This window comes from Kineosporia sp. A_224 (assembly GCF_002198655.1).
Taxonomy (GTDB): Bacteria; Actinomycetota; Actinomycetes; order Actinomycetales; family Kineosporiaceae; genus R-H-3.
On record NZ_MWLN01000208.1, the window covers coordinates 37,952 to 59,868 of the forward strand.

Genomic DNA, 21,917 nt, shown 5'->3' on the forward strand with positions numbered 1-21,917 from the left:
GTGATTTCTTGACGGTTGCCCGGCGGGGCGTCAGGACCGCGTGGAAGCCCGGCGCAGCGGCGCCCCGAGCTGGCGGGACAGGGTGAGCGCCGCCGTGCGCACGGCCGGCGCCATCCGCTCGGTGTCGAGCCGCTCCGCGCGCCCGGTCACGGACAACCCGCCGAGCACCCGGCCGTCGGCGCCGAAGACGGGCGCCGCCGCGCACACGACGCCCATGGCCGACTCCTGCCGGTCGTACGAGATGCCGGACTCGCGGATCGTCGCGAGCTCGCGCATGAGCGGGCCGGGCATGATCACCGTGTAGGCCGTGCGACGGGTCAGCCCGGCGTCGATCCGGGCCTTGACGACGTCGGCCGGGCTGAACGCGAGGATCGCCTTCCCCACGCCGGTCGCGTGCGCGGGCAGCCGGCCACCGACCCGGGACGGCAGCGGCTGGGAGTCGCGAACCCGCAGGATCTCGACGTAGACGACCTCGATGCCCTCGAGGACGGCGAGGTGCACGTTGCTGTTCGTCGCCTCCCGCAGGTCCTCCATGAAGGGCAGGGCGGCCTCGCGCAGCGCGCGCTGGCGCGGGACGAGCTGCCCGAGCTCGAACAGGTGCATGCCGAGCCGGACCTTCGTGCCCGCCTGCTCGAGCCAGCCGATCCGGACGAGCTCACCGGCCAGCCGGTGCGCCGTGGACTTCGCCAGACCCGTCCGGCGGGCCAGCTCGGAGATGCCCAGCTCGGTCGTGTCGGCCCCGAAGGCATCGAGGACGGCGGCGGCCCTCGCGAGGACAGACGGGCCACCGTCCCACTCAGCGGTACGCATGGTTTGCATCCTCTTGGGTCTGCGGGCGACTGTCTACTGGCACGACGTACGGGACCGGGCAGGTGAGGGCCGCGGCAAACCCGTTGTCACGCAAGAGGTCCACCGCACCCTGTCGCACCGGGCGCACCAGGGACCAAAAGACCCGGGGACCAACGTCCCGGGGTCGGGGCGGCGAGAAGGAGCGAGGCAATGACGACGGTGCAGGCCCTCACATCTGGTCCGGCGGCGCCCCACGGGCGCCCGCCGCTGCGGCTCGTCGAGCCCGGCTCCCCCCGCGCCGCGCGGCCGAAGCCGTCGTCCCGGCGCTCCGCCGACGAGGACCTCAGCGGCGGCGTGAAGTCGGTCGTCGCGGCGCTCGACGTCCTCGACTGCTTCGCCGAGACCGACGAGCTGGGCGTCAGCGACATCGCGCGCCGCCTCGGCGTCGCGAAGAGCACCGCGCACCGGCTCCTCACCTCGCTGTGCGCCCGCGGCCTCGCCGAGCGCAACCCGGAGTCCGGCCAGTACCGGCTCGGGCTCCACCTGTTCGAGCTCGGCCAGCTCACCGCGGACCGGATGCGGCTGCGCCGCGCGGCGATGCCGCTGCTCGAGGAGCTGCGCCAGGCGAGCGGCTGCTCGACCCAGCTCGGCATCGCCCGGGGCGAGGACGTCTTCTTCGTCGGCCGGCTCGAGACGCTCAGCGGGATGAAGATGCTCGCGGCGGCGCCGCGCCGGTTCCCCGCCCATCGCACCGCGACCGGCAAGGCCATCGCCGCCTTCGACCCGGCCGTCGCCCGGGCCTGCCGGACGGCGGGCCTCAACCCGGCCGGGAACGCGGCGGTCGTCTCTCCCAGCGAGTTCGACCGCACTCTCGACGAGGTGCGCCGCCGCGGTGTCGCGACGAGCTTCGACGACGCCATGCAGGGCGTCGGCTCGGTCGCCGCGCCCGTGCTCGACTCCACCGGCCGTGCGGTCGCGGCCGTCTCGCTGCTGCGCCCGACGGCCGAGCTCGCGGCGGACCTCGGGCGGCACGCGCAGCTCGTGAGCATCGCGGCCCGCCGCCTCGCACGCACGCTCGCGATCTGACCCCGCACGCACCGACCGGCGCACCGACGAAGGAGACCCCATGGACGACGCAGCGCGCCTGCGCGTCGAGGCGGCCGAGCTGCTGCTCACCGCCTACGAGACGAAGAAGCCCGTCGACCCGCTCGTCGGTCTCTACCCCGGCCTCACCCTCGACGACAGCTACGCGATCCAGCAGCTGCAGATCGAGCGCCGGCTCGCCGCCGGGCGCACGCTCAAGGGGCACAAGGTCGGCCTGACCTCGGCGGCCATGCAGCGCCAGCTCGGGGTCGACCAGCCCGACTACGGCCAGCTCCTCGACGACATGTTCTTCCTCGAGCACCTGCCCGTCCCGGCCGGGACGTACCTGCAGCCGCGGATCGAGCCCGAGGTCGCGTTCGTGCTCAAGAGACCGCTCGCCGGCCCCGGAGTCACGGTCGCCGAGGCGGTCGCCGCGGTCGACTTCGTGCTGCCCGCGCTGGAGATCATCGACAGCCGGATCCGGGACTGGAAGATCGGGCTGCTCGACACGATCGCCGACAACGCGTCGTCCGGCGGGGTCGTGCTCGGCAGCACCCCGGTCGGCGTCGGGGACGTCGACCTGCGGCTGTCCGGGTGCGTCCTGCACCGCAACGCCGAGATCGTCGGCACCGGCGCCGGCGGCGCCGTCCTCGGCTCGCCGCTGAGCTCCCTCGTCTGGCTCGCCAACACTGTCGGCGCCCGCGGCGTCGTCCTCGAGGCCGGCCACGTCATCCTGCCCGGGTCGATCACGGCGTCGGTCGCCGTCGCTCCCGGGGACACGTTCACCGCGGCGTTCGCCGGCATCGGCAGCGTCACCGCCCGCTTCGCGAAGGAGGAGACCCGATGACGGAGCGCCTCACCGCCGCCATCGTCGGCCCCGGCAACATCGGCACCGACCTCATGTTCAAGCTGCTGCGCCGCAGCGAGATCCTCCAGCCCCGGTACATGATCGGCGTCGACCCGGCGTCGGACGGCCTGCGGCGGGCGCGCAGCGTCGGTCTCGAGGCGAGCCACGAGGGCGTCGACTGGCTGCTGGCGCAGGACGAGCGGCCGGACATCGTGTTCGAGTGCACCTCGGCCAAGGCGCACGCCGCCAACGCGCCGCGCTACGCCGAGGCGGGCATCCTCGCCGTCGACCTCACCCCGGCCGCGGTCGGCCCGTACGTCTGCCCGCCGGTGAACCTCGACTTCAACCTGGACGCCGTGAACGTCAACATGATCACCTGCGGCGGCCAGGCCACCACGCCGATGGTGCGCGCGGTCGCGGACGTCGTCCCCGTGCCCTACGCCGAGATCGTCGCCTCGATCTCCTCGAAGTCGGCCGGCCCGGGCACCCGCGCGAACATCGACGAGTTCACCGAGACCACCTCGCAGGCGCTCGAGGTCGTCGGCGGGGCCGACCGGGGCAAGGCGATCATCATCCTCAACCCGGTCGAGCCGCCGTTGATGATGCGGAACTCGGTGTTCTGCGCGATCCCGCCGGAGGCCGGCGAGCCGGGCGACCTCCAGGACAAGATCCTGGAGTCCGTCCACGCCATGGTCGAGCGGGTCCGCGAGTACGTCCCCGGCTACCACCTGCGCGCCGAGGTCCAGTTCGACCACGCGCGCGACCTCTGGCAGGGGATGGCCCGGGTCTTCGTCCCGATCGAGGTCAAGGGCCGCGGCGACTACCTGCCGGACTACGCGGGCAACCTCGACATCATCACCGCCGCCGCGGCCCGGGTCGGCGACATCATGGCCGCCCACCGCCTGGGGATCCGGTCCAGCTGGAAGTCCTCGTCCGACCTGGGCGAGCTGACCGGTGCGCCCGCCCCGGCGTCCGCCCCCGTCGACGAGACCGCAGGAGTCTGACCCGCCATGGCCGATCTGAGCATGCGTCCCGAGGACGTCCCGGTCGTCACCGAACCGGTCACCGAGTCCGACGTCCTCGCGAACACCCCTGCCGCCGGCGACGAGCGCGATCTGCGGATCACCGACTCGACCCTGCGCGACGGCTCGCACGCGATGTCCCACCAGTTCACCGAGGCCCAGGTCCGTGGCGTCGTGCACGCCCTCGACGCGGCCGGGGTCCAGGTCATCGAGGTCAGCCACGGCGACGGGCTGGGCGGGTCCAGCTTCAACTACGGCTTCAGCCGGGTCGACGAGATGCAGCTCATCCGGGCCGCGGTCGAGGAGACCACGCAGGCGAGGATCGCGGTCCTCATGCTGCCCGGGCTCGGCACCGTGCACCACCTGAGGCAGGCCCACGCGGCCGGTGCCTCCGTGGCCCGGATCGCCACTCATTGCACCGAGGCCGACACCTCGATCCAGCACTTCGGCGCGGCCCGCGCGCTCGGCATGGAGACCGTCGGGTTCCTCATGCTGTCGCACCGGGCGAGCCCGCAGACGCTGGCCGAGCAGGCCCGGATCATGGTGGACGCCGGCGCCCAGTGCGTCTACGTCGTCGACTCCGCCGGCGCCCTGGTGCTGGAGACGGCCCAGGAGCGGATCAGAGCGGTCATCGCCGAGATCGGCCACGAGGCGCAGGTCGGCTTCCACGGCCACCAGAACCTCTCGATGGGGGTGGCCAACTCGGTGCTCGCCTTCCAGGCCGGCGCCCGGCAGATCGACGGTGCGCTGTGCGCGCTCGGCGCCGGCGCCGGCAACTCCCCGACCGAGGTGCTCGCCGCGACCTTCGAGCGGATGGGCATCCGGACCGGGATCGACCTCGGCGAGGTGCTCTCGGCGGCCGAGGACGTCGTCCGGCCGTTCATCCCGCGGCTGCCGTGGATGGACCGGGCCTCGATCACGCAGGGCTACGCGGGTGTCTACTCGTCCTTCCTGCTGCACGCCGAGCGCGCTGCCGACCGCTACGGCGTCCCGGCGCACGCGATCCTGCAACGGGTCGGGGAGTACGGCTACGTCGGCGGCCAGGAGGACATGATCATCGACATCGCCCTGCAGCTGCAGTCCGAGCTGTCGATGGGCGACCTCGCCGCGGTCGGGGTGCGCTGATGACGCGGGACTGGGACCTGGACTCGGTGGCCACGGAGCTGCTCGCCTGCGAGGACGAGCGCCGCGACCGTGAGCCGTTCACCGACGACTGGACGGACCTCGACCTGGACACCGCCTACGCGATCCAGGACGAGACCCTGAGGCGCCGGCTGGCCCGCGGCGAGCGGGTCGTCGGGGTCAAGCTCGGCCTGACGAGCCGGGCCAAGCAGAAGCGGATGGGCATCGACGTCCCGCTCGTCGCCTGGCTCACCGACGCGATGGTGCTGCCCGCGGGGGAGCCGGTGCCCCAGGGCACCCTCATCCACCCGCGGGTCGAGCCGGAGATCGTCTTCGTCATGCGGGACCGGCTCCAGGGCCCCGGCGTCACCGCGGTGCAGGCGCTCGCCGCCGTCGACCGCGTCCACGGCGGCGCAGAGGTCATCGACTCGCGGTACCGGGACTTCCGCTTCCGGCTGCCGGACGTCGTGGCGGACAACGCCTCCAGCGGCGCCTACGTGACCGGCCCGGTCGGTGTCGAACCGTCGGCCCTGGATCTCACGACCGAGGCCGTCCTCGTCGAGGTCGACGGCGCGGTCGTCGACTCCGCGACGGGTGCCGCCGTCCAGGGCAACCCCGCCGAGGCGCTCGCCCTGGCGGTGAACGACCTCGGCCGCCGCGGGCACGCGCTCGAGGCGGGCTGGGTCGTCCTCACCGGCGGCATGACGGACGCCGTCTTCGCGCCCCCGGGCGCCTCGATCGCCTGCCACTTCACGAGTCTGGGTTCGGTCCACATCAGCGGTGGGCCGCGGGAGGACAGCTGAGATGAGCACGTCCAGCAGCACGACCGGCAGCGGCACCACCGACGGCCTGCCGTTCTACGGCCACGTCATCGCCGGGCAGGAGGTGCCGTCCATCGACGGCGCCACGATGGCGTCCGTCGACCCCTTCACCCGGCGGCCGTGGGCGACCGTGGCCCTCGGCGGGCAGAAGGAGGCCGACCTCGCCGTGGCGGCGGCCCGTGAGGCGTTCGACTCCGGGCCGTGGCCGCGGATGGGGTTCGAGAAACGGCAGGCGGTCCTGCACCGGCTCGCGGACCTCATGGAGGAGCACGCCGACGAGCTCGCCCTCGCCGACACCCACGACATGGGCAAGCCGGTCACGCAGGCCCACCACGACGTCGCGCGCAGCGTGTGGAACTTCCGGTTCTTCGCCGACCACGCGCGCCTCGCGACCGGGGACGTCTACCCGATGGACTCCGGCCACCACGCCTACACCCGGTACGACGCAGCGGGTGTCGTCGTGGCGATCTCGCCGTGGAACTTCCCGCTCATGATGAGCACCTGGAAGGTCGCGCCGGCGCTCGCGTGGGGGAACACCGTCGTCCTCAAGCCGGCCGAGGACACCCCGGTGTCGGCCACCGTCCTCGCCCGGCTGGCCGTCGAGGCGGGCCTGCCGCCCGGAGTGCTCAACGTCGTCCACGGGTACGGCCCCGACTCGGTGGGGTCGGCGCTCACGAGCCACCCCGACGTCGACCGGATCACCTTCACCGGCGAGTCCGGCACGGGGCGGGTCATCAGCGCCGCCGCCGCACGCAACCTCGTCCCGGTGAGCCTCGAGCTCGGCGGCAAGGGCGCGAACATCGTCTTCGACGACGCGGACGTCGACAACGCCGTCCACTGGGCCGTCGAGGCGATCTTCCGCAACGCCGGCCAGGTCTGCCTGGCGGGCTCGCGCCTCTACGTGCAGCGCGGCATCTACGACGAGTTCATGACCCGGTACAAGGCTGCCGCCGAGGCGCTCGTCGTCGGCGACCCCAAGGACCCGGCGACACAGTTCTCCGCCGCGCTCGCCAGCCAGGAGCACTTCACCAAGGTGAAGAGCTTCTTCAGCCCCGAGTCCCTCGGCGGCGGCACGGTCGTCACCGGCGGGCTGCTCGGCGGCGAGGACGGCGAGGGCTGGGGCGTGAGCCCGACGATCATCGCCGACACCGCCCCGGACGCCCGCGTCGTCAAGGAGGAGATCTTCGGCCCGGTCGTCGTCGCCACCGTCTTCGACACCGAGGACGAGGTCGTCGGCCTGGCCAACGACACCCCCTACGGGCTCAACGCGATGGTGTTCACCGAGAACCTCTCGCGCGCGCACCGGGTCTCCGGGCGGCTGAAGGCCGGAACGGTCTGGGTGAACTGCTTCTTCATCCGCGACCTGCGCGCGCCGTTCGGCGGCGTCGGCGACTCCGGCGTCGGCCGCGAGGGCGGCACCTTCAGCCGCGAGTTCTTCACCGAGCCCAAGGCCGTCGTCATGCAGATCACCCGCTGACCCTTCGGTCGACGGAGAGCGAGATCGAGGTCGGGTCTGTGCTCGGGTCCTCCGCGTCGTGATCACGACCGACAGGCCCCGACCATCGACCCGACCTCGCATCGTCGGGCGCCCAGCGACAGCGGTGGCACCCCGGGCAGTCCGCCGCAGAGCGGGCGGCGTCCTCTGGCTGGTTCCGCACGCAAGGCCCCATCCTCAGGCGGGCGATGCACCTCCCAACGCGCGTTTGAGGGAGTAGACGCTCCAGAGGTCGAGAGCGCCAACGTCTTGGGTGCGCGACCCGCCAGAGGACGCGCCAGCACCAGCCCAGAAACGTCCAGGAACCCACCACAGGACGGCGCTGCTCCGCCGCCCCGTCCCGTCGCGGGCTCCTCAGTCGTGGATGGTCTCCGTCCTCGACGTGTACAGCAGGTCCCCGTACTCCTCCATGTGACGGCTGATCCACCCGGAGACGAACGGGCACACCGGCAGGACGGCGTACCCGCGGGACCGGACGTCGTCCAGCGCCCAGCGCACGAGGGCCGAGGCGACGCCCTGTCCCTCGAACGCCGGGTCGGTCTCGGTGTGCGTGAAGACCACGAGCTCGGGGGTCTGCATGTACTCCGCGAGCGCCGCGACCGTGCCCTCGACCGTCGCGGTGAAGCGGCGGCGTTCTTCGTCACGGGCCAGCTCGACCGGGCGGCCGTCCTTCGTCGTCGTCATGCACAGAGTGTCCGACCCGGACGGGCGACCCGCGACCGGGCGTTCGCACGACCGCTGGACGGGTCTGGGACGATCTGGCCATGAGCGACACCCACCGGTCCGTCTCCCTCGAGCGCCTCGACGAGGGCGTCTACCTCGCGCGGAACGCCCGCGGTCACACGCTGCGGTTCGGCAGCAAGGACCCCGACGGCTTCACCCCGGTCGAGCTGCTGCTCGCCGCCATCGCCGGCTGCTCGGCCGTCGACGTCGACGTCGTCACCGGACGGCGCAGCGCGGCCGAGACGTTCGGCGCCCGGGTCGACGCCGAGGTCGTCCGCGACGACCAGGGCAACCGGCTCACCGACGTCACGCTGACGTTCTCGGTGACCTTCCCCGACGGGCCCGACGGAGACGCTGCCCGCGAGGTCCTGCCCCGCGCCGCCCGGACCTCGCACGACCGCACGTGCACGGTGTCCCGGACCCTCGAGTCCGGGACACCGGTCACCGTGCGCATCGACGGCGTCGACTAGCCACCCGGTCAGGAGGGGTTGGGCGCGCCCGGACGCATGACCCGCACGCCCGCGCCGGCGGCCAGGGCCACGACACCGAGGACGACGAGCGCCCCGCCGAGCCCACCGGTCGTCGCCGTGACGCCCAGGACGACGATCGGGCAGACGAACTGGCCGATGAACAGCGCCGACGTCCAGACGCCGGTGCCGCGGCCTCGCTGCGCGAACGTCAGCCGGCTCAGCGCCCACGTGAGGAGCGACGGCAGGAGGAGCCCGTTGCCGAGACCCGCGACGACGGCGGCCCCCGCGACGAGCGGCAGCGACCCGGCCACGCCCATCCCGATGTGCCCGGCGCCGCAGAGGACGAACGCGGCCGGGACGAGGACGGCGGGCCCGAACCGCGCGAGCCGGCCGAAGACGAAGGCGGTGACCGCGGTCGCGAGCGAGCTCAGTGCGCTCACCGCACCGATCGTCGCGGCGGACGTCACACCGATGTCGTCGAGCCGGAACGACAGCTCGACGATGAGCACGTAGAACACGACGCCACCGACGAGCGTGACGAGCACCGGGGGCAGGAAGGCCTTCCACGGCAGGCTCGGCAGAGCGCCGCGGGGCTGCTGCTGCGGCTGCCAGAGGTAGCGCGCCGCCAGCGCGGCGAGCGGCAGGCTGACGGCGTAGAGCCAGAACGGCGTGCGCCAGCCGGACGCCCCGAGCGCGCCGCCGAGGCCGAAGAAGACCGTCGCGGCGACGGTCGTGTACACGACCTGGAGCCCGAACATCCGCTCCCGGCGGCGGCCGTGGAAGTAGTCGGCGAGCAGGGTCGTGCAGCACGTCATGATCGCGGCCTCGGTGAGACCGACGAGCACACGGCTGGCCACCACGAGCTGCAGCGACGGGAGGTAGAGGGGTGCGGTGCCGACCACGGCGTAGACGACGAGGGCACCGACGAGCAGGCCCTTGCGGCCGACCCGGTCGACGACCCGGCCCGCGAACGACGCCGTGAGACCGATGAAGAGGGCGGGCGCGGTGAGGACGAGCGGGGTGAGCACGTCGACGCCGGCCGTCCCGGCGAACGCCTTCTCGATGCTCGGCAGCACCGGCGCCAGGAGGACCGCTCCGAGCACCGACAGGCAGCTCGCGAGCAGGAGGATGCCCGCCTCCAGGCGGCCGGCCGTCCGGCCGGTGGCCGGGTTGACGGTCGCGTCACCGATGACGGTGGCTCCGGAGTCGTCGCGCGTGACGACGGACACGTTGTCAGACATGGGGTTCTCCCGCCTCGGGCCGGTCGTCGTCGACCGGGGTGTCGTCGAGAAGTCTCGGCAGTCCCTGGTGCACTTGAGAAATCACTTCTTCTGACGGCCCTCATCAGCGCCGTCGATACCGCAGTCCGGGCTCACCGCGACAACGCGTCGCTGATGGACTTCACCCCGCCGTGCGCGGTGAGGCCGCCGTCGACCGGGATCTCGGCACCGGTGACGTACGACGCCTCGTCGGACAGCAGGAACGCCACGACGCGGGCGACCTCGTCGGCGGAACCTGTTCTGCCGAGGGGGGTCTCGGCGATGTTCGCGGCCCGGAAGGCCGGCGCCGCGGATGCCGTCATCGATGTCTCGATGAACCCCGGGTGCACGGTGTTGACCCGGACGCCCCGCGGCCCGAGCTCGAGGCACGCGGCCTTCGCCAGGCCGCGCAGCGCCCACTTGCTCGCGGTGTAGGCGACCGGGAAGTGTCCCGTGAGCGCCGCGACCGAGCCGACGACGACGATCGAGCCGCCGGCCGGCATGAGCGGCGCGATCACCTGGACGCCGAGCAGGGTTCCGGTGACGTTGACCGCGTGCACGTCGTCCACGTCCGCCCGGGACACCTCGAGCAGCCGGGCCCGCCGTGTGATGCCCGCGTTGGCGACGAGCCCGTCGACCCGGCCGTGCGCCGTCCGCAGGTCGTCGGCGAGAAGCTGCCAGCCGTCGGCGTCCGTGACGTCGAGGCGGCGGAACCCGCACCCCGGCAACGGTTCCTCGGGCTCGTCGGTGACGTCGACGGCGACGACCTCGGCGCCGCGCGCGGCGAGCAGCCGGGCCTGCGCGGCGCCCTGGCCGCGGCCGCCGCCGGTGACGACGACGACCTTGCCGTCCAGGCACCGGTCGACGCTCACGCCCGGTCCCGCGGCCGGGGGCGGGCCGGCGGGACGGCCGGCGCCGGCACGCCCTCGACGACCCGGTTGCTGATGCTGCCGATGCCCTCGACGCTCATCGTCACGACGTCGCCGGGACGCAGCGGCGGCGGGTCCTGCCGACCGTTGCGGCCCCAGAGCTCGCCGAGGCAGCCGCCGTTGCCGCACGTGCCGGAGCCCAGCACGTCACCGGGCCGCACCCACGTGCCGCGGGAGGCGTAGGCGACGAGGTCACCGAAAGGCCAGCCCATGTTCGACAGCAGGTCGCGGCCGATCTCGACACCGTTGACCTCGACGGTCATGAGCAGGCGCAGGAACCCCTCGGCGTCGACCGCGCCGGCGAGCTCGTCGGCGGTGACGAGCCAGGGCCCGAGCGTCGTCGCGAAGTCCTTGCCCTTGGCGGGGCCCAGGCTCACGCGCATCTCGCGACGCTGGAGGTCGCGGGCGGACCAGTCGTTGAGGACCGTGTACCCGACGACGTGGCCGGCCGCCGTCGCCGGGTCGAGGTTCGTCCCCTCGGCACCGATCACCGCGGCGACCTCGAGCTCGAAGTCGAGGTCGACGCAGCCCGGCGGTACCGCGACGTCGGCGCCGGACCCGATGACGCAGTGCGGGTTCGTGAAGTAGAACGTCGGCGCCTCGTACCACTCGGGGACGACGCCCGCCGAGCCGTTGACGCTCTTGACGACCCCCTCGACGTGCTCCTCGAAGGCGACGAAGTCCCGCACCGTCGGCGGCTGCAGCGGAGGCAGCAGCCGGACGTCGCCAAGCGGCGTCCCGGCCGACGCCGCCGCGGCGGCCCCGAGGGCGAGCAGGCCTTCGAGGCCGAGCCGGACGGCGTCCAGCCCGCTCTCGCCGCCGGGGAACGGGTGCACGACGGCGTCCGCGCCCTCGCCGAGGACGACGCCCGAGGCGACGGAGCCCGCGTGCTCCCACGTGGCCATCCTCACCGCGGGCTCACAGCGGCGGGGCGACGAACAGCCCCTTGTCGGGGTCGTTGAACGACTTCTTCGCGACGAACTCGTCCATCCGGTTCGCCGTGCCCCACTGGTCGCTGACCTCGGGCTGGGTGAAGTCGTACGTGCTCGGGTGCCAGGTGTCCTCGTCGACCGTCTCGAGCTCGGTCGTGTACTCGACGGTGTTGCCCTGCGGGTCGAGGAAGTACGAGAACGTGTTGTTGCCGGCGAGATGCCGGCCCGGGCCCCAGATCTTCTCGATGCCCGCTCGCATGAGCCGGCCGGACCCGCGCATGTACTCGTCGAGGCCGCGCAGCTCGAAGGACGCGTGGTGCAACGCGGCGTGCGGGCCGCGGGCGACGGCGAAGCTGTGGTGCCAGTCGTTGCAGCGCAGGAACCACATCATCGTGCCCATGTGCGGGTGCATGAGCATGTCCGAGACCCGGAACCCGAGGTGCTTCTCGTAGAAGGCCACGGTCGCCAGCGGGTCGGCGCTGTTGACGACGACGTGCGAGAGCCGCACGGGGATCGACTCGCGCTCCTCGATCCGGCGGTGCGTGCGGGTCGCGACGTCCGCCGACACCTCGACGGTGCGGCCCTCGGCGTCGAAGAACCGCACGCCGTAGCCGCCGCCGGGGGTGTCGAGGTCCTTCGGCTCGTGGACGAGCCGGACGCCGTCCGCCACGAGCCGGCCCGCGAGCGCGTCGACGTCCGCCCGGGACGCCGCGCCGAACGCGATGAGGTCGATCCGCTTGTCGGCGGCCTTGCGCAGCCGGACCACGTACTGCTCCGGGGAGCCCTCGGCGGCGAGGAACGACACCCCGCTGTCCGAGGCGGTCTCGGTGAGCCCCCACAGGCCGGTGTAGAACGCGTGCTCGGTCTCGAGGTCCGGCACGGCGAGGTCGACGTGCCGCAGATGGGTGATGGGCCGGTCGGTCATGGCGGGCCTTTCGTCGCAGCGGGGTCAGGACTGGAGCTTGCGGGGCAGGAGACCGAGGCCGGCGGCGGTGCCGCCGGCGATCCGGTCCCGGTCGGCCGGGTCGAGCCCGGCGGCGTCGAGGCGGGCGACGGGGTCGTCGACGCCCATGTCGAACGGGGCGTCCGAACCGAGGACGACCCGGTCGGCGCCGACGGCGGCCACGAGCGCACGGAGTGCGGCGGGGGTGTGGACGAGGGAGTCGAACCACAGCCGGCGCAGGTAGCTGCTCGGCAGCTCGGCGCACGTGTGCGCGTCGGGCCGGACCTCCCACGCGTGGTCGGAGCGGCCGATGTACGTCGGCAGGTAGCCGCCGCCGTGCGCCGCGACGAGCCTCAGCCGCGGGTGCCGGTCGAGGACGCCGGAAAAGATGAGGTGCGACAGCGCGACGGCGTTCTCGGCCGGCTGGGCGACGGTGTTCGACAGGTAGAACCGGTCGAGCCGCTCGTCGAGGCTGCACCCGAACGGGTGGAGGAGGACGACCGCACCGAGCTCGGCCGCCCGCGCCCAGAACGGCTCGAGGCGCGGGTCGGACAGCTCGACCGTGCGCCCGCCGTCCGGCCCCGGCGCGTACGACGAGATCTCGACGCCCGCGAGCCCGCACAGCTCGACCGCGTCGTCGAGCGCCTCGACGAGCAGGTCCGGGTGCTGCAGCGGCACGAGACCGAAACCGTTGAACCGCAGCGGCTCGGCATCGACGATCGCCGCGATGCCGCGGTTCGCCGCGCGCCAGACGTGCCGGGCCAGGTCGGCGTCCGCCCAGTAGTGGTACTGGGACGGGGACGGCGAGACGACCTGCACGTCCACGCCCGCGGCGGCCATGTCCTCGAGCCGGACGCCGAGGTCGGTGAGCCGCCGCATCCGGGCGGCGATCATCGGCCCGTTGACGGCGGCCGACTCCCGGCCGTAGCGACGCAGGTCGAGCGCGCGCTGCGCCTCGAGGCCGGCCGCGCCCGCGACGACCATCTCGACCTCGGGCACGATCGCGTGCGCGTGGACGTCGACGACGACGGTGCCGCCGGTCGTGCCGCCGGTCGTGCCGCTGGTCGTGCCGCTCATGCGGGCGGGATGACGGTCGCGGCCAGCCGGCCGATGATCGCGCCCATGTCGCCCTGCACGTGGTCGAGCTGCCACTGCGCCAGGGTGTTCGACAGCTCGACGACGGTGGCGGCCCGCGGCATGCGGCGGTCGGTGAACGCCTGCCAGAAGGCGTCGTCCACGACGTCGGCGGCCACGAGCATGTCGGCCAGGACGACGCCGTCCTCGAAGGCCATCGCCGCGCCCTGGGCGAGCGTGGGCGGGCAGGTGTGCGCGGCGTCGCCGACGAGGACGACGCGGCCCCGGTTCCACGGCGCGGGCAGGACGTGCGTCTCGAACTTCGTGTAGAAGACCGTCGCCGGGTCGGTGAGCACCTCGCGGATCTCGTCCCACGGGCCGTGGTAGGCCTGCGACAGCGCGCGGAAGTCGGCGAGCATCTCCTCCGGGCTCTGCCCGCTGCGGTCCTGCGCCGCCTCGACGATGTAGCAGTAGAGCGAGTCCTCCCCGGTGGGGCAGTAGCCCGCGATGTACGACGGCCCGCCGTAGTAGAGGTCGGTCCGCGTGACGCTCGCCGGGCGCGGGGTGAACGCGCGGAAGATGCCCATGCCGAGCGCCCGGGTGCCCGGGTCGATGCCGAGCAGGTCGCGCACGTGGGACCGGATGCCGTCGGCGCCGACGACGAGGTCGTACCGGCCGGACGTCCCGTCGGTGAACGCGACGTCGACGCCGGTGTCGTCGGAGGCGAGCTTGTCGACCGACGTCGAGTACCGCACGGTGACCCCGACGGCGACGGCGCGGTCGAGGAGGAGCCGGGCGAGGTCGGGCCGGTACATGCCCATCGTCGCGGGCAGGTCCGGGCCGCCGAGCCGGGCGTCCGGGAACTCCATGACGAGCGTCCCCGCCGGGTCGGGCGCCCGGATGCCGAGCGTGTCGAAGCAGTAGCCCTGCCCCAGCGCCGCGTCCCAGACGCCGAGCCGCTGCATGACCCGCAACGCGTTGCCCTGCAGGGTGATCCCGCTGCCGAGCGCGGTCACGTCGGGCTTGATCTCCGCGATCTCGACGGCGACGCCGGCCTCGGCCAGGACGATCGCGGCGGCCGCCCCGGCGGCGCCCGCGCCGACGACGAGGACGCTGTTCACTGCAGGCATCGTTGCCTCCTGGAGGAAGGGGCCGTCACTTGACGGCGATCGGGTTGACCGGGGCACCGACGGCGCCGGTCACGGGAATCGGGGCGGCGGTGAGCCAGAACTCGTGGACGCCGTCCGCGGCGCAGTCCGCCGCGAGGGCGTCCGGCGCCCACATCTCGCCGACGAACAGGCCGAGGTGCGGGATGACGACCTGGTGCAACGGCTGGAAGGCGACGTCGAACTCGTTGGGCCGCACCTCGAAACCCCAGGTGTCGGTGGCGATCGCGGCGATGTCGCGCTCGCGCAGCCAGCCCGCGGTGGTGAAGGACAGCCCGGGCGCGGGCCCGCCGGCGTAGTCACCCCAGCCCTCGCGCCGGGTGCGGCTGTACTGCCCGGTCCGGACGACGAGGAGGTCGCCGGGGCCGACTGCGGACGTCGGGCCCTGGGCGGCGATCGTCGCGTCGAGGTGCTCGGGCGTGATCGCGAACCCGTCCGGGAGCTCCCCGCCGGTGCCGTGGCGGTCCTCGCCGAGCGCGCGGCCGACGTCGAGGAGGACGCCGCGGCCGGCGATGAGCCCGGCGACGGTCTCGATCCCGGTGACGCGGTCGCCCTGGCTCGTCACGACGTCCCCGGCCCGGCGCCCGTTGTACGCCCTGCCGTGGTCGAAGATGTGCCCGAGGCCGTCCCACTGCGTGGAGCACTGCAGCGGCATCGCGACGACGTCGTCCGCGCCGCCGATCCCGTGCGGGAAACCCTGGTAGTCGCGCTCGGCGTCCAACCCGGTGTCGAGCATCGTGTGCACCGGGTTCGTCCGGCGCCGCCAGCCCTTCTGCGGGCCGTCCATGTCGAACCGCTGCGACAGCGAGAACGCGACCCCGCGCCGGACGAGCCGGGCGCCCTCGACCCGCTTGGCGGCGTCGAGCAGGTTGAGCGTGCCGATGACGTCGTCCGCCCCCCAACGGCCGGCGTTGGAGTACGCGGCGGCGGCCCGGGCGATCTCCGTCTCGGGGTCGGTGCGGTCCAGCAGCGCAGGGTCGCGCGGCGGTGCGCCGAGGCCCGCGGTCACGCCTGTGCCTCCGCGACCGTGCGGGTCCGCTGGACGCCGAGCCCGGTCACCGTGCCGACCATGACGTCGCCGTCGCGCAGGAGCCGGCCGTGGTGCAGACCGTTGCCGGCCGGGCTCCCCGTGAGCACGAGGTCGCCGGGGAGCAGCCGCGCCGTCTGCGAGGCCTCGCTGACGACCGCCGCGACTCCGAAGAGCATGTCCTTCGTCGACTCGTCCTGCATGACGTCGCCGTTGAGGGACAGCAGGATCCGCAGGTCCTGCGGGTCGCCGACGAGGTCGGCGGGCACGAGGAAGGGGCCGGTCGGCAGGAAGCCCGGGGCGTTCTTCGCACGGAACCAGTCCGTGCCGATCTCCTTCATCTCCGGCACGAAGACCCGGTCACGGGTCGTGAGGTCGTTGACGATCGTGTAGGCGGCCACGTGGGCGAGGGCGTCCCCGCGGGACACCCGGTACGCCGGCGCGCCGATGACCGCGGCGAGCTCGAGCTCCCAGTCGTGCTGGTCGCTGTAGCCCGGCAGGACCACGTCGTCGTACGGGCCGGTCACGGCGGACGGCAGCCCGGTGAAGATGTAGGGCCGCCCGTGGGTCGCGCGCCGGTCCATCATCGCGGCGACCTCGGCGCGGACCTCCTCGACGGTCTGCCCCGCACGGATCTCGGCGTGCTTCACCGCGAGGTCGATGACGTGCGTGCGGTAGTTCGCCCCGGCCTGGACCACCTGGCGCGGCTCGACGGGTGCGAGCACCTCGAGGCCGTCGAGCGCGTGCCGGCTCTCGTCCTCCGCAGCGGTCGCCGCGAGGGCGTCGAGCCGCGGCCGGACGTCGTCCCACCGCGCGAGCAGGTCCCGTGTCGTCGCCCCCAGCGCGCTCACGTCGAGGACGACGCCGTCGGCGAGCAGGCCGGGGAAGGTCGCCCCGCCCGGGGCGCGGAAGGTGCCGAGCGCGAGGCGCGGGAGGTCGTCGGCAGGAGCGTTCGAGTAGGCCACGGCGGGCGTCCTCCGGGTCGTGGACGAGGTCGGCACCACCCGGGCCGTCACGACGCCGTGTGGTCCCGCTCACTGTGGCGCGCGCCCCCGACATCAGGGAAGACGAGATGCCTGATGCGGATCATCAGTGCGGTCTATGTCCGGGCCGGGGCCGGTGTGGCACTCTCACGGCATGGGCCGGGTCACCGTCGACCTCAACCTCCTCACGGCGCTCGAGGCGCTCCTCGAGGAGGCCAGCGTCACGCGTGCAGCGCAACGGCTCGGGCTGAGTCAGCCGGCGCTGTCCGCCTCGCTCGCGCGGCTGCGTCGCTACTACGGCGACGAGCTGCTGCGCCGGGTCGGCAACTCCTACGAGCTGACCCCGCTCGCGACGACCCTCAAGCAGCGTGCGTCGGCGGCGCTCGACGGCGTCGACCGGGTGTTCGCCGCGCAGCCCGTCTTCGACCCCGAGACGGCGCACCGCGAGTTCGTGCTCCTGGGCTCCGACTACGGCATCTCGATCGTCGGCCGGGCGCTGAGCCGGCTGCTCGCCGAGCGGGCCCCGCGGCTGCGGCTTCGGCTCGGGCAGCACACGCCGCAGGTCGTCGACCACGCCGCCGAGGTGCTGCGGACGATCGACGGGATCATCCTGCCGCACGGGTTCCTCCTCGACCTGCCGTCGACCGACCTCTACGAGGACCGCTGGATGGTCATCGCGGCGACCGGCAACTCCCGGATCGGTGCGAGCGTGACGATGGACGACCTCGCGGCGCTGCCCTGGGCGCTCGTCTACCACGGCCCGACGTCGTACGCGCCCGCCGCCCGTCAGCTGCAGATGCTCGGTGTCGAGCCGCGCGTCCAGGTCGTCATCGAGAGCTTCTACGCGCTGCCCGAGGTCATCGCGGGCACGGACCGCATCTCCCTGGTCCAGGGCCGGCTGGCCGAGCGGCTCACCGCCCGGGGCGACGTCCGGGTGCTGCCGTGCCCGTTCGACGCGGTGCCGCTCGTCCAGGCCCTCTGGTGGCATCCGATGAACGAGCTCGACCCGGCCCACGCCTGGCTGCGCGACCTGCTCGTCGAGGCCTGCTCGACCCTGCCGCCTGCCTGATCTGGGCGAAAAGATCGTGGACACCCGGTAGTGACCGCGCAGGCCCTGCGGTGTTACTGTTCTAGCGGCTGCAGCCCTCTCGTACGTTCCAGGACGCCCGCGGAGAAGATCTCCGGCGGGCGTTCGTCGTCTCAGACCAGAGACGGTCCTCCCGGACGGACGTCGTCCGGACTGCAGCCCGGGGCCGATCACCTGAACGGCTTCGGAGAATGTGCCCGGTGGGCACAGCATTGAGGAGAACATCGCATGACGCAGGGCACCGTGAAGTGGTTCAACGGCGAGAAGGGCTTCGGCTTCATCACGCCGGACGGCGGCGCTGCCGACGTCTTCGTCCACTTCTCGTCCATCCAGGCGGACGGCTACCGTTCGCTCGACGAGAACCAGCGTGTTGAGTTCGAGATCACCGCTGGTCAGAAGGGCCCCCAGGCGTCCAACGTCCGGCCCATCTGAAACACCCAGAACTTTCCGCAAGCGGGTGCCCCCTCACGGGGGTGCCCGCCTGCGGGCGTTTGTCGCCGGGAGCTCGTCACCGGACGGGGGGCGGCCCCACCGAGGCGCGCTCGACGACCCGGAGCACCTGGGACGACGGGCCGGGCGGCGGGGGCGGGGCGCCCTCGAGGACGGCGGCGACCTGCTCGACGACGGCCCGCGCCGTGTCCCGGAAGTCGAAGCTGATCGTCGTCAGCGGCGGGTCCAGGAACCGGCCCATCGGGTCGTCGTCGATCCCGGCCACGGACAGGTCCCGCGGGACGCGCAGACCGCACCGCGCCGCCGCGGCGAGGGCGACGGCGGCGTAGAGGTCGTTGTAGCAGCACAGCGCCGTGACCGGCCCGGGCCCGCGGACCCACTCGGTGAGCGCCTGCGCGACCGCCGCGACGGCGGCGTCGTCCGGCTCGCCGAGGGCCAGGACGGGCGGCTGGTCGAGCCCGAGGTCGAGCGCGGCCCGCCGGACGCCCTCGACCCGGCCGTGCGCGAAGAGCGCCAGCCGGGGCTCGGCCACGGTGAGGACGGCGACCCGGCGGTGCCCGTACGCGGCGAGGTGCTGCAGCTGGAGCGCCCCGACCTGCAGCTCCCCGCGGCTCGGCGCGGCCGGCCCCACGGTCTGCGTCGCGGAGCCGGCGTAGGGCATCGCGACGAGCGGGATCCCCGCGTTGCCGACGGCGTCCGCCTCCGCCGGGGCGAGCGGTGCCATGGTGAGGACGACGAGCGGGTCGAGGTGGGCGAGCGTCTCGCGCAGCGTCGGGCCGACCCCGCCGGTCCAGGTGACGAGCGAGCGTCCGGTCGCCGCGACGGCAGTGGTCATCTCCGCGAGCATGCTGCCCAGGTTCGCCCCGATCGGGACGTCCGCCAGCACGAGCAGCACGACGCCCGACGTGCCGCGGCGCAGGGCCCGGGCGGCAGCGTGCGGCGTGTAGCCGAGCTCCGAGGCGGCCAGGAGGACGCGGTCCCGGGTGGCTTGCGGGAACGAGTGCTGGGTACTGCCGCTCAGCACGTAGCTCACCGTCGAGCGGGAGACGCCCGCACGCGCGGCGACGTCGGCGCTCGTCGGCCGGCGAGGGCGGTCCACGGCGCCTCCTCCACTGCTGGGCCGGCCGGCAGGCCTTGCCAGCCGGGCTCGGTGAGCCTAGCGTAGTCACACGATTCACTGACACGTGTGACCTGTCGACCCGAGGAGCCGTCCATGACCGCCGAGAGCCTCGATCCGGGGGTCGCCCCGCTCCCCCGCCCCGACACCGCGGCGCTCGACGCCGCGCTCCGTGAGCGGGTCGCCGCGCTCTCCCTCGCGGAGAAGGTCCGACTGCTCACGGGCACCGACTTCTGGTCGATCGACCCCGAGCCCAAGGCCGGGCTGCGCCGGTACGTCGTCTCCGACGGGCCGGTCGGCGTCCGGGGCGAGCGCTGGGACGACCGCGACCCCTCGGCGAACATCCCCTCCCCGACCGCGGTCGCGGCGTCCTGGGACGAGGACCTCGTGACCCGGCTCGGGGCGCTGCTCGCCGCCGAGTCACGCCGCAAGGGTGTCGACGTCCTGCTCGCCCCGACGATCAACCTGCACCGAACGCCCGTCGGGGGCCGGCACTTCGAGTGCTTCTCCGAGGACCCGCTGCTCACCGGCCGCGTCGCCGCGGCGTACGTGCACGGCCTGCAGGCCAACGGGGTCGCCGCGTGCGTCAAGCACTTCGTCGGCAACGACCAGGAGGCCGAGCGGATGACGGCCGACAACCGGATCGACGAGCAGACGCTGCGCGAGCTGTACCTCGCACCGTTCGAGCACGTCGAGGAGTACGCCCGGCCGTGGTCGTACATGGCCGCCTACAACCAGGTCAACGGCACGACGATGACCGAGAACGACCTCCTCGACGACGTGCTCAAGGGGGACTGGGGCTCCGACGCCCTCGTCATGTCGGACTGGTTCGCGACCCGCTCGACCGAGGCCGCCGGCAACGCGGGGCTCGACCTCGCGATGCCCGGGCCGGTCGGGCCCTGGGGCGCGGCCCTCGTCGAGGCCGTCGAGGCGGGCCGGGTGCCCGAGGCGAAGGTCGACGAGAAGGTGCTGCGGCTGCTGCGACTGGCCGCCCGGACCGGCGCGGTCGACGGCGTCGATGCCGGCACCCAGCCCTCGGCGCCGGTCTTCGACGCCGGCACCCACGAGGCGCGCGTCGAGTCGCTGACCCGCGAGGCCGCGGCCGCCGGGTTCGTCCTCGTGAAGAACTCCGGCGTCCTCCCGCTGGCGCAGACCGTCCGCTCCGTCGCGGTCGTCGGCCCGAACGCCCTGCGCGGGCGCACCCTCGGCGGCGGCTCGGCCACCGTCTTCCCCGCCTCCGTCGTCCACCCGGTCGAGGGCCTGCTCGCCGGCCTGGCCGGCGTCGAGGTCCGGCACTCGCTGGGCGTCTCCTCGACCGACCGGGTGCCCCCGGCCGACATCGGCACGCTGCACCTGCCCGACGCCGCCGGCGACGGCATCGAGCTGACCTTCGTCGGCCAGGACGGGCAGGTGCTCACGACCGAGCGCCGCCGCACCGGGGCCTACACGTGGATGGGCGTCGTCGGGGAGGACACCCCGATCTCGTCGCTCGGGCACATCGTCGCCCGCGGCACGCTCACCGCCGCGTCCAACGGCGCCTACCGGATCGGCGCCTCGGGCATCGGCAGCGTCTCGGTGACCGTGGACGGCGAGCAGGTGGCCGCGACCACCCTCGTGCCGCGTCCCGGCGCCGACATCGTCGAGTCCTTCATGATGCCGCCGCAGGCCATCGCCGAGGTCGCGCTCGGCGAGGGCGGGACGGCGGACATCGAGATCCGCTTCACCCCGGGCAGCCTCGACCAGCCGCTCATCGCCTTCCAGGTCAACGTCGCGCCGCCGCGCGGCACGGACGACGAGGAGATCGCCGCCGCGGTCGCGCTCGCCCGCTCGAGCGACGCGGCGGTCGTCGTCGTCGGGACGACCGAGGAGGTCGAGTCCGAGGGCTACGACCGGACGAGTCTGGCGCTGCCCGGCCGGCAGGACGACCTCGTCCGCGCCGTCCTCGCGGCGAACCCGAACACCGTCGTCGTCGTGAACTCCGGCGCCCCGGTGCTCATGCCGTGGCTGGACGACGCGCGAGCCGTTCTCCTGGCGTGGTTCCCGGGCCAGCAGATGGGGGCCGCACTGGCCGACGTCCTCTCCGGCGCCGTCGAACCGGGCGGCCGGATGCCGACGACGTGGCCGGCGCCCTCCGGCGTCGTGGCCCCGGAGAGCGACCCCGTCGACGGTGTTGTCGAGTACACCGAGGGCCTCGACATCGGCTACCGGCGCTACGCCCGCGACGGCATCACCCCGGCCGTCCCGTTCGGCCACGGCCTCGGGTACACGACGTGGGAGCTCGGCGCGCCGCGCGAGGTCGACGGCGGGGTCGCCGTCCGCGTGACGAACACCGGCACCCGCGACGGCGCCCACGTGATCCAGGCGTACCTGTCCCGGCCCGGCTCGGCCGTGCGCCGTCCGGTGCTCTGGCTCGCCGGGTTCACGAAGGTGCGGGTGCCCGCCGGCGGCAGCGCCGAGGCCGTCGTCGCGCTGCCCGAGCGCGCCTTCCAGCACTGGGACGTCGCCGCGCACGCGTTCGTCACCGAGCCCGGCGAGTTCACCCTCACGGTCGGCTCCTCCGCCGCCGCCCCCGCCCACA

General features: G+C 73.5%; 21 protein-coding genes. 10 read left to right on the top strand and 11 right to left on the bottom strand.

What is annotated here, in order from left to right; translation table 11 throughout:
* Positions 1-30: 30 nt before the first annotated feature.
* Entirely contained in the window at positions 31-810 is a 780-nt protein-coding gene (locus EDJALFJO_RS26110) for an IclR family transcriptional regulator (protein WP_088289249.1), read from the bottom strand.
* Positions 811-999: 189 nt separating this feature from the next.
* Here EDJALFJO_RS26110 and EDJALFJO_RS26115 point away from each other — a divergent pair, with 189 nt between their 5' ends.
* The 6 genes from EDJALFJO_RS26115 to EDJALFJO_RS26140 are packed head-to-tail and all read left to right on the top strand — an operon-like array spanning position 1,000 to position 7,161.
* Positions 1,000-1,875, top strand: a complete 876-nt coding sequence (locus EDJALFJO_RS26115; RefSeq protein ID WP_088289250.1) for an IclR family transcriptional regulator — start codon at positions 1,000-1,002, stop codon at positions 1,873-1,875.
* Positions 1,876-1,915: 40 nt separating this feature from the next.
* Positions 1,916-2,719: a 2-keto-4-pentenoate hydratase gene (locus EDJALFJO_RS26120; protein WP_088289251.1), complete on the top strand. Its 804-nt coding sequence runs from the start codon at positions 1,916-1,918 to the stop codon at positions 2,717-2,719.
* Positions 2,716-3,723 carry an acetaldehyde dehydrogenase (acetylating) gene (locus EDJALFJO_RS26125; RefSeq protein WP_088289252.1) on the top strand — a complete coding sequence of 336 codons (1,008 nt, stop codon included), beginning with the start codon at positions 2,716-2,718 and terminating at the stop codon, positions 3,721-3,723. Before EDJALFJO_RS26120 ends, EDJALFJO_RS26125 begins: the two co-directional genes overlap by 4 nt.
* A gap of 6 nt (positions 3,724-3,729) precedes the next feature.
* Complete coding sequence (gene dmpG / locus EDJALFJO_RS26130; protein ID WP_088289253.1) at positions 3,730-4,866, top strand: 4-hydroxy-2-oxovalerate aldolase; 1,137 nt, start codon at positions 3,730-3,732, stop codon at positions 4,864-4,866.
* Positions 4,866-5,666, top strand: coding sequence for a 2-keto-4-pentenoate hydratase (locus tag EDJALFJO_RS26135; RefSeq protein WP_088289254.1), 801 nt, complete (start codon positions 4,866-4,868; stop codon positions 5,664-5,666). The genes dmpG and EDJALFJO_RS26135 overlap by 1 nt, the downstream gene beginning before the upstream one ends.
* Before the next feature lies 1 nt (position 5,667).
* Positions 5,668-7,161, top strand: a complete 1,494-nt coding sequence (locus tag EDJALFJO_RS26140) for an aldehyde dehydrogenase (RefSeq protein ID WP_088289255.1) — start codon at positions 5,668-5,670, stop codon at positions 7,159-7,161.
* Positions 7,162-7,533: 372 nt separating this feature from the next.
* On the opposite strand, the gene EDJALFJO_RS26145 is transcribed toward EDJALFJO_RS26140, so the two are convergent.
* Positions 7,534-7,863, bottom strand: coding sequence for a GNAT family N-acetyltransferase (locus EDJALFJO_RS26145; protein ID WP_088289256.1), 330 nt, complete (start codon positions 7,861-7,863; stop codon positions 7,534-7,536).
* A gap of 80 nt (positions 7,864-7,943) precedes the next feature.
* Here EDJALFJO_RS26145 and EDJALFJO_RS26150 point away from each other — a divergent pair, with 80 nt between their 5' ends.
* Positions 7,944-8,372, top strand: coding sequence for an OsmC family protein (locus EDJALFJO_RS26150; RefSeq protein WP_088289257.1), 429 nt, complete (start codon positions 7,944-7,946; stop codon positions 8,370-8,372).
* A gap of 8 nt (positions 8,373-8,380) precedes the next feature.
* On the opposite strand, the gene EDJALFJO_RS26155 is transcribed toward EDJALFJO_RS26150, so the two are convergent.
* The 8 genes from EDJALFJO_RS26155 to EDJALFJO_RS26190 form a co-directional block, all read right to left on the bottom strand.
* Positions 8,381-9,613, bottom strand: coding sequence for an MFS transporter (locus EDJALFJO_RS26155; protein WP_088289258.1), 1,233 nt, complete (start codon positions 9,611-9,613; stop codon positions 8,381-8,383).
* A gap of 131 nt (positions 9,614-9,744) precedes the next feature.
* Entirely contained in the window at positions 9,745-10,503 is a 759-nt protein-coding gene (locus tag EDJALFJO_RS26160) for an SDR family oxidoreductase (RefSeq protein WP_198950655.1), read from the bottom strand.
* On the bottom strand, positions 10,500-11,471 hold the full coding sequence (locus tag EDJALFJO_RS26165; protein ID WP_088289259.1) for a fumarylacetoacetate hydrolase family protein: 972 nt from the start codon (positions 11,469-11,471) through the stop codon (positions 10,500-10,502). The genes EDJALFJO_RS26160 and EDJALFJO_RS26165 overlap by 4 nt, the downstream gene beginning before the upstream one ends.
* A 7-nt stretch (positions 11,472-11,478) precedes the next feature.
* Complete coding sequence (locus EDJALFJO_RS26170; RefSeq protein ID WP_088289260.1) at positions 11,479-12,417, bottom strand: VOC family protein; 939 nt, start codon at positions 12,415-12,417, stop codon at positions 11,479-11,481.
* A 24-nt stretch (positions 12,418-12,441) separates the two neighbouring features.
* A complete protein-coding gene (locus tag EDJALFJO_RS26175) occupies positions 12,442-13,512 on the bottom strand; it encodes an amidohydrolase family protein (RefSeq protein WP_088289261.1) in 1,071 nt (356 codons plus the stop codon).
* Positions 13,509-14,639, bottom strand: a complete 1,131-nt coding sequence (locus tag EDJALFJO_RS26180; protein ID WP_088289262.1) for an FAD-dependent monooxygenase — start codon at positions 14,637-14,639, stop codon at positions 13,509-13,511. The genes EDJALFJO_RS26175 and EDJALFJO_RS26180 overlap by 4 nt, the downstream gene beginning before the upstream one ends.
* Before the next feature lie 25 nt (positions 14,640-14,664).
* Positions 14,665-15,642 carry a cyclase family protein gene (locus EDJALFJO_RS26185; RefSeq protein WP_088289277.1) on the bottom strand — a complete coding sequence of 326 codons (978 nt, stop codon included), beginning with the start codon at positions 15,640-15,642 and terminating at the stop codon, positions 14,665-14,667.
* Between the two features lie 38 nt (positions 15,643-15,680).
* Positions 15,681-16,667 carry a fumarylacetoacetate hydrolase family protein gene (locus tag EDJALFJO_RS26190; protein ID WP_088289263.1) on the bottom strand — a complete coding sequence of 329 codons (987 nt, stop codon included), beginning with the start codon at positions 16,665-16,667 and terminating at the stop codon, positions 15,681-15,683.
* A 172-nt stretch (positions 16,668-16,839) separates the two neighbouring features.
* Here EDJALFJO_RS26190 and EDJALFJO_RS26195 point away from each other — a divergent pair, with 172 nt between their 5' ends.
* Both EDJALFJO_RS26195 and EDJALFJO_RS26200 read left to right on the top strand, forming a co-directional pair.
* Positions 16,840-17,754, top strand: coding sequence for a LysR family transcriptional regulator (locus EDJALFJO_RS26195; RefSeq protein ID WP_088289264.1), 915 nt, complete (start codon positions 16,840-16,842; stop codon positions 17,752-17,754).
* Between the two features lie 246 nt (positions 17,755-18,000).
* Positions 18,001-18,204: a cold-shock protein gene (locus EDJALFJO_RS26200; protein ID WP_088289265.1), complete on the top strand. Its 204-nt coding sequence runs from the start codon at positions 18,001-18,003 to the stop codon at positions 18,202-18,204.
* Positions 18,205-18,280: 76 nt separating this feature from the next.
* Here the strand turns inward: EDJALFJO_RS26200 and EDJALFJO_RS26205 are convergent, their stop codons facing one another.
* Positions 18,281-19,321 carry a LacI family DNA-binding transcriptional regulator gene (locus tag EDJALFJO_RS26205; RefSeq protein WP_088289266.1) on the bottom strand — a complete coding sequence of 347 codons (1,041 nt, stop codon included), beginning with the start codon at positions 19,319-19,321 and terminating at the stop codon, positions 18,281-18,283.
* Positions 19,322-19,435: 114 nt separating this feature from the next.
* Here EDJALFJO_RS26205 and EDJALFJO_RS26210 point away from each other — a divergent pair.
* Positions 19,436-21,917, top strand: a 2,482-nt coding sequence (locus EDJALFJO_RS26210; RefSeq protein ID WP_088289267.1) for a beta-glucosidase, incomplete at its 3' end; no start/stop codon positions are given.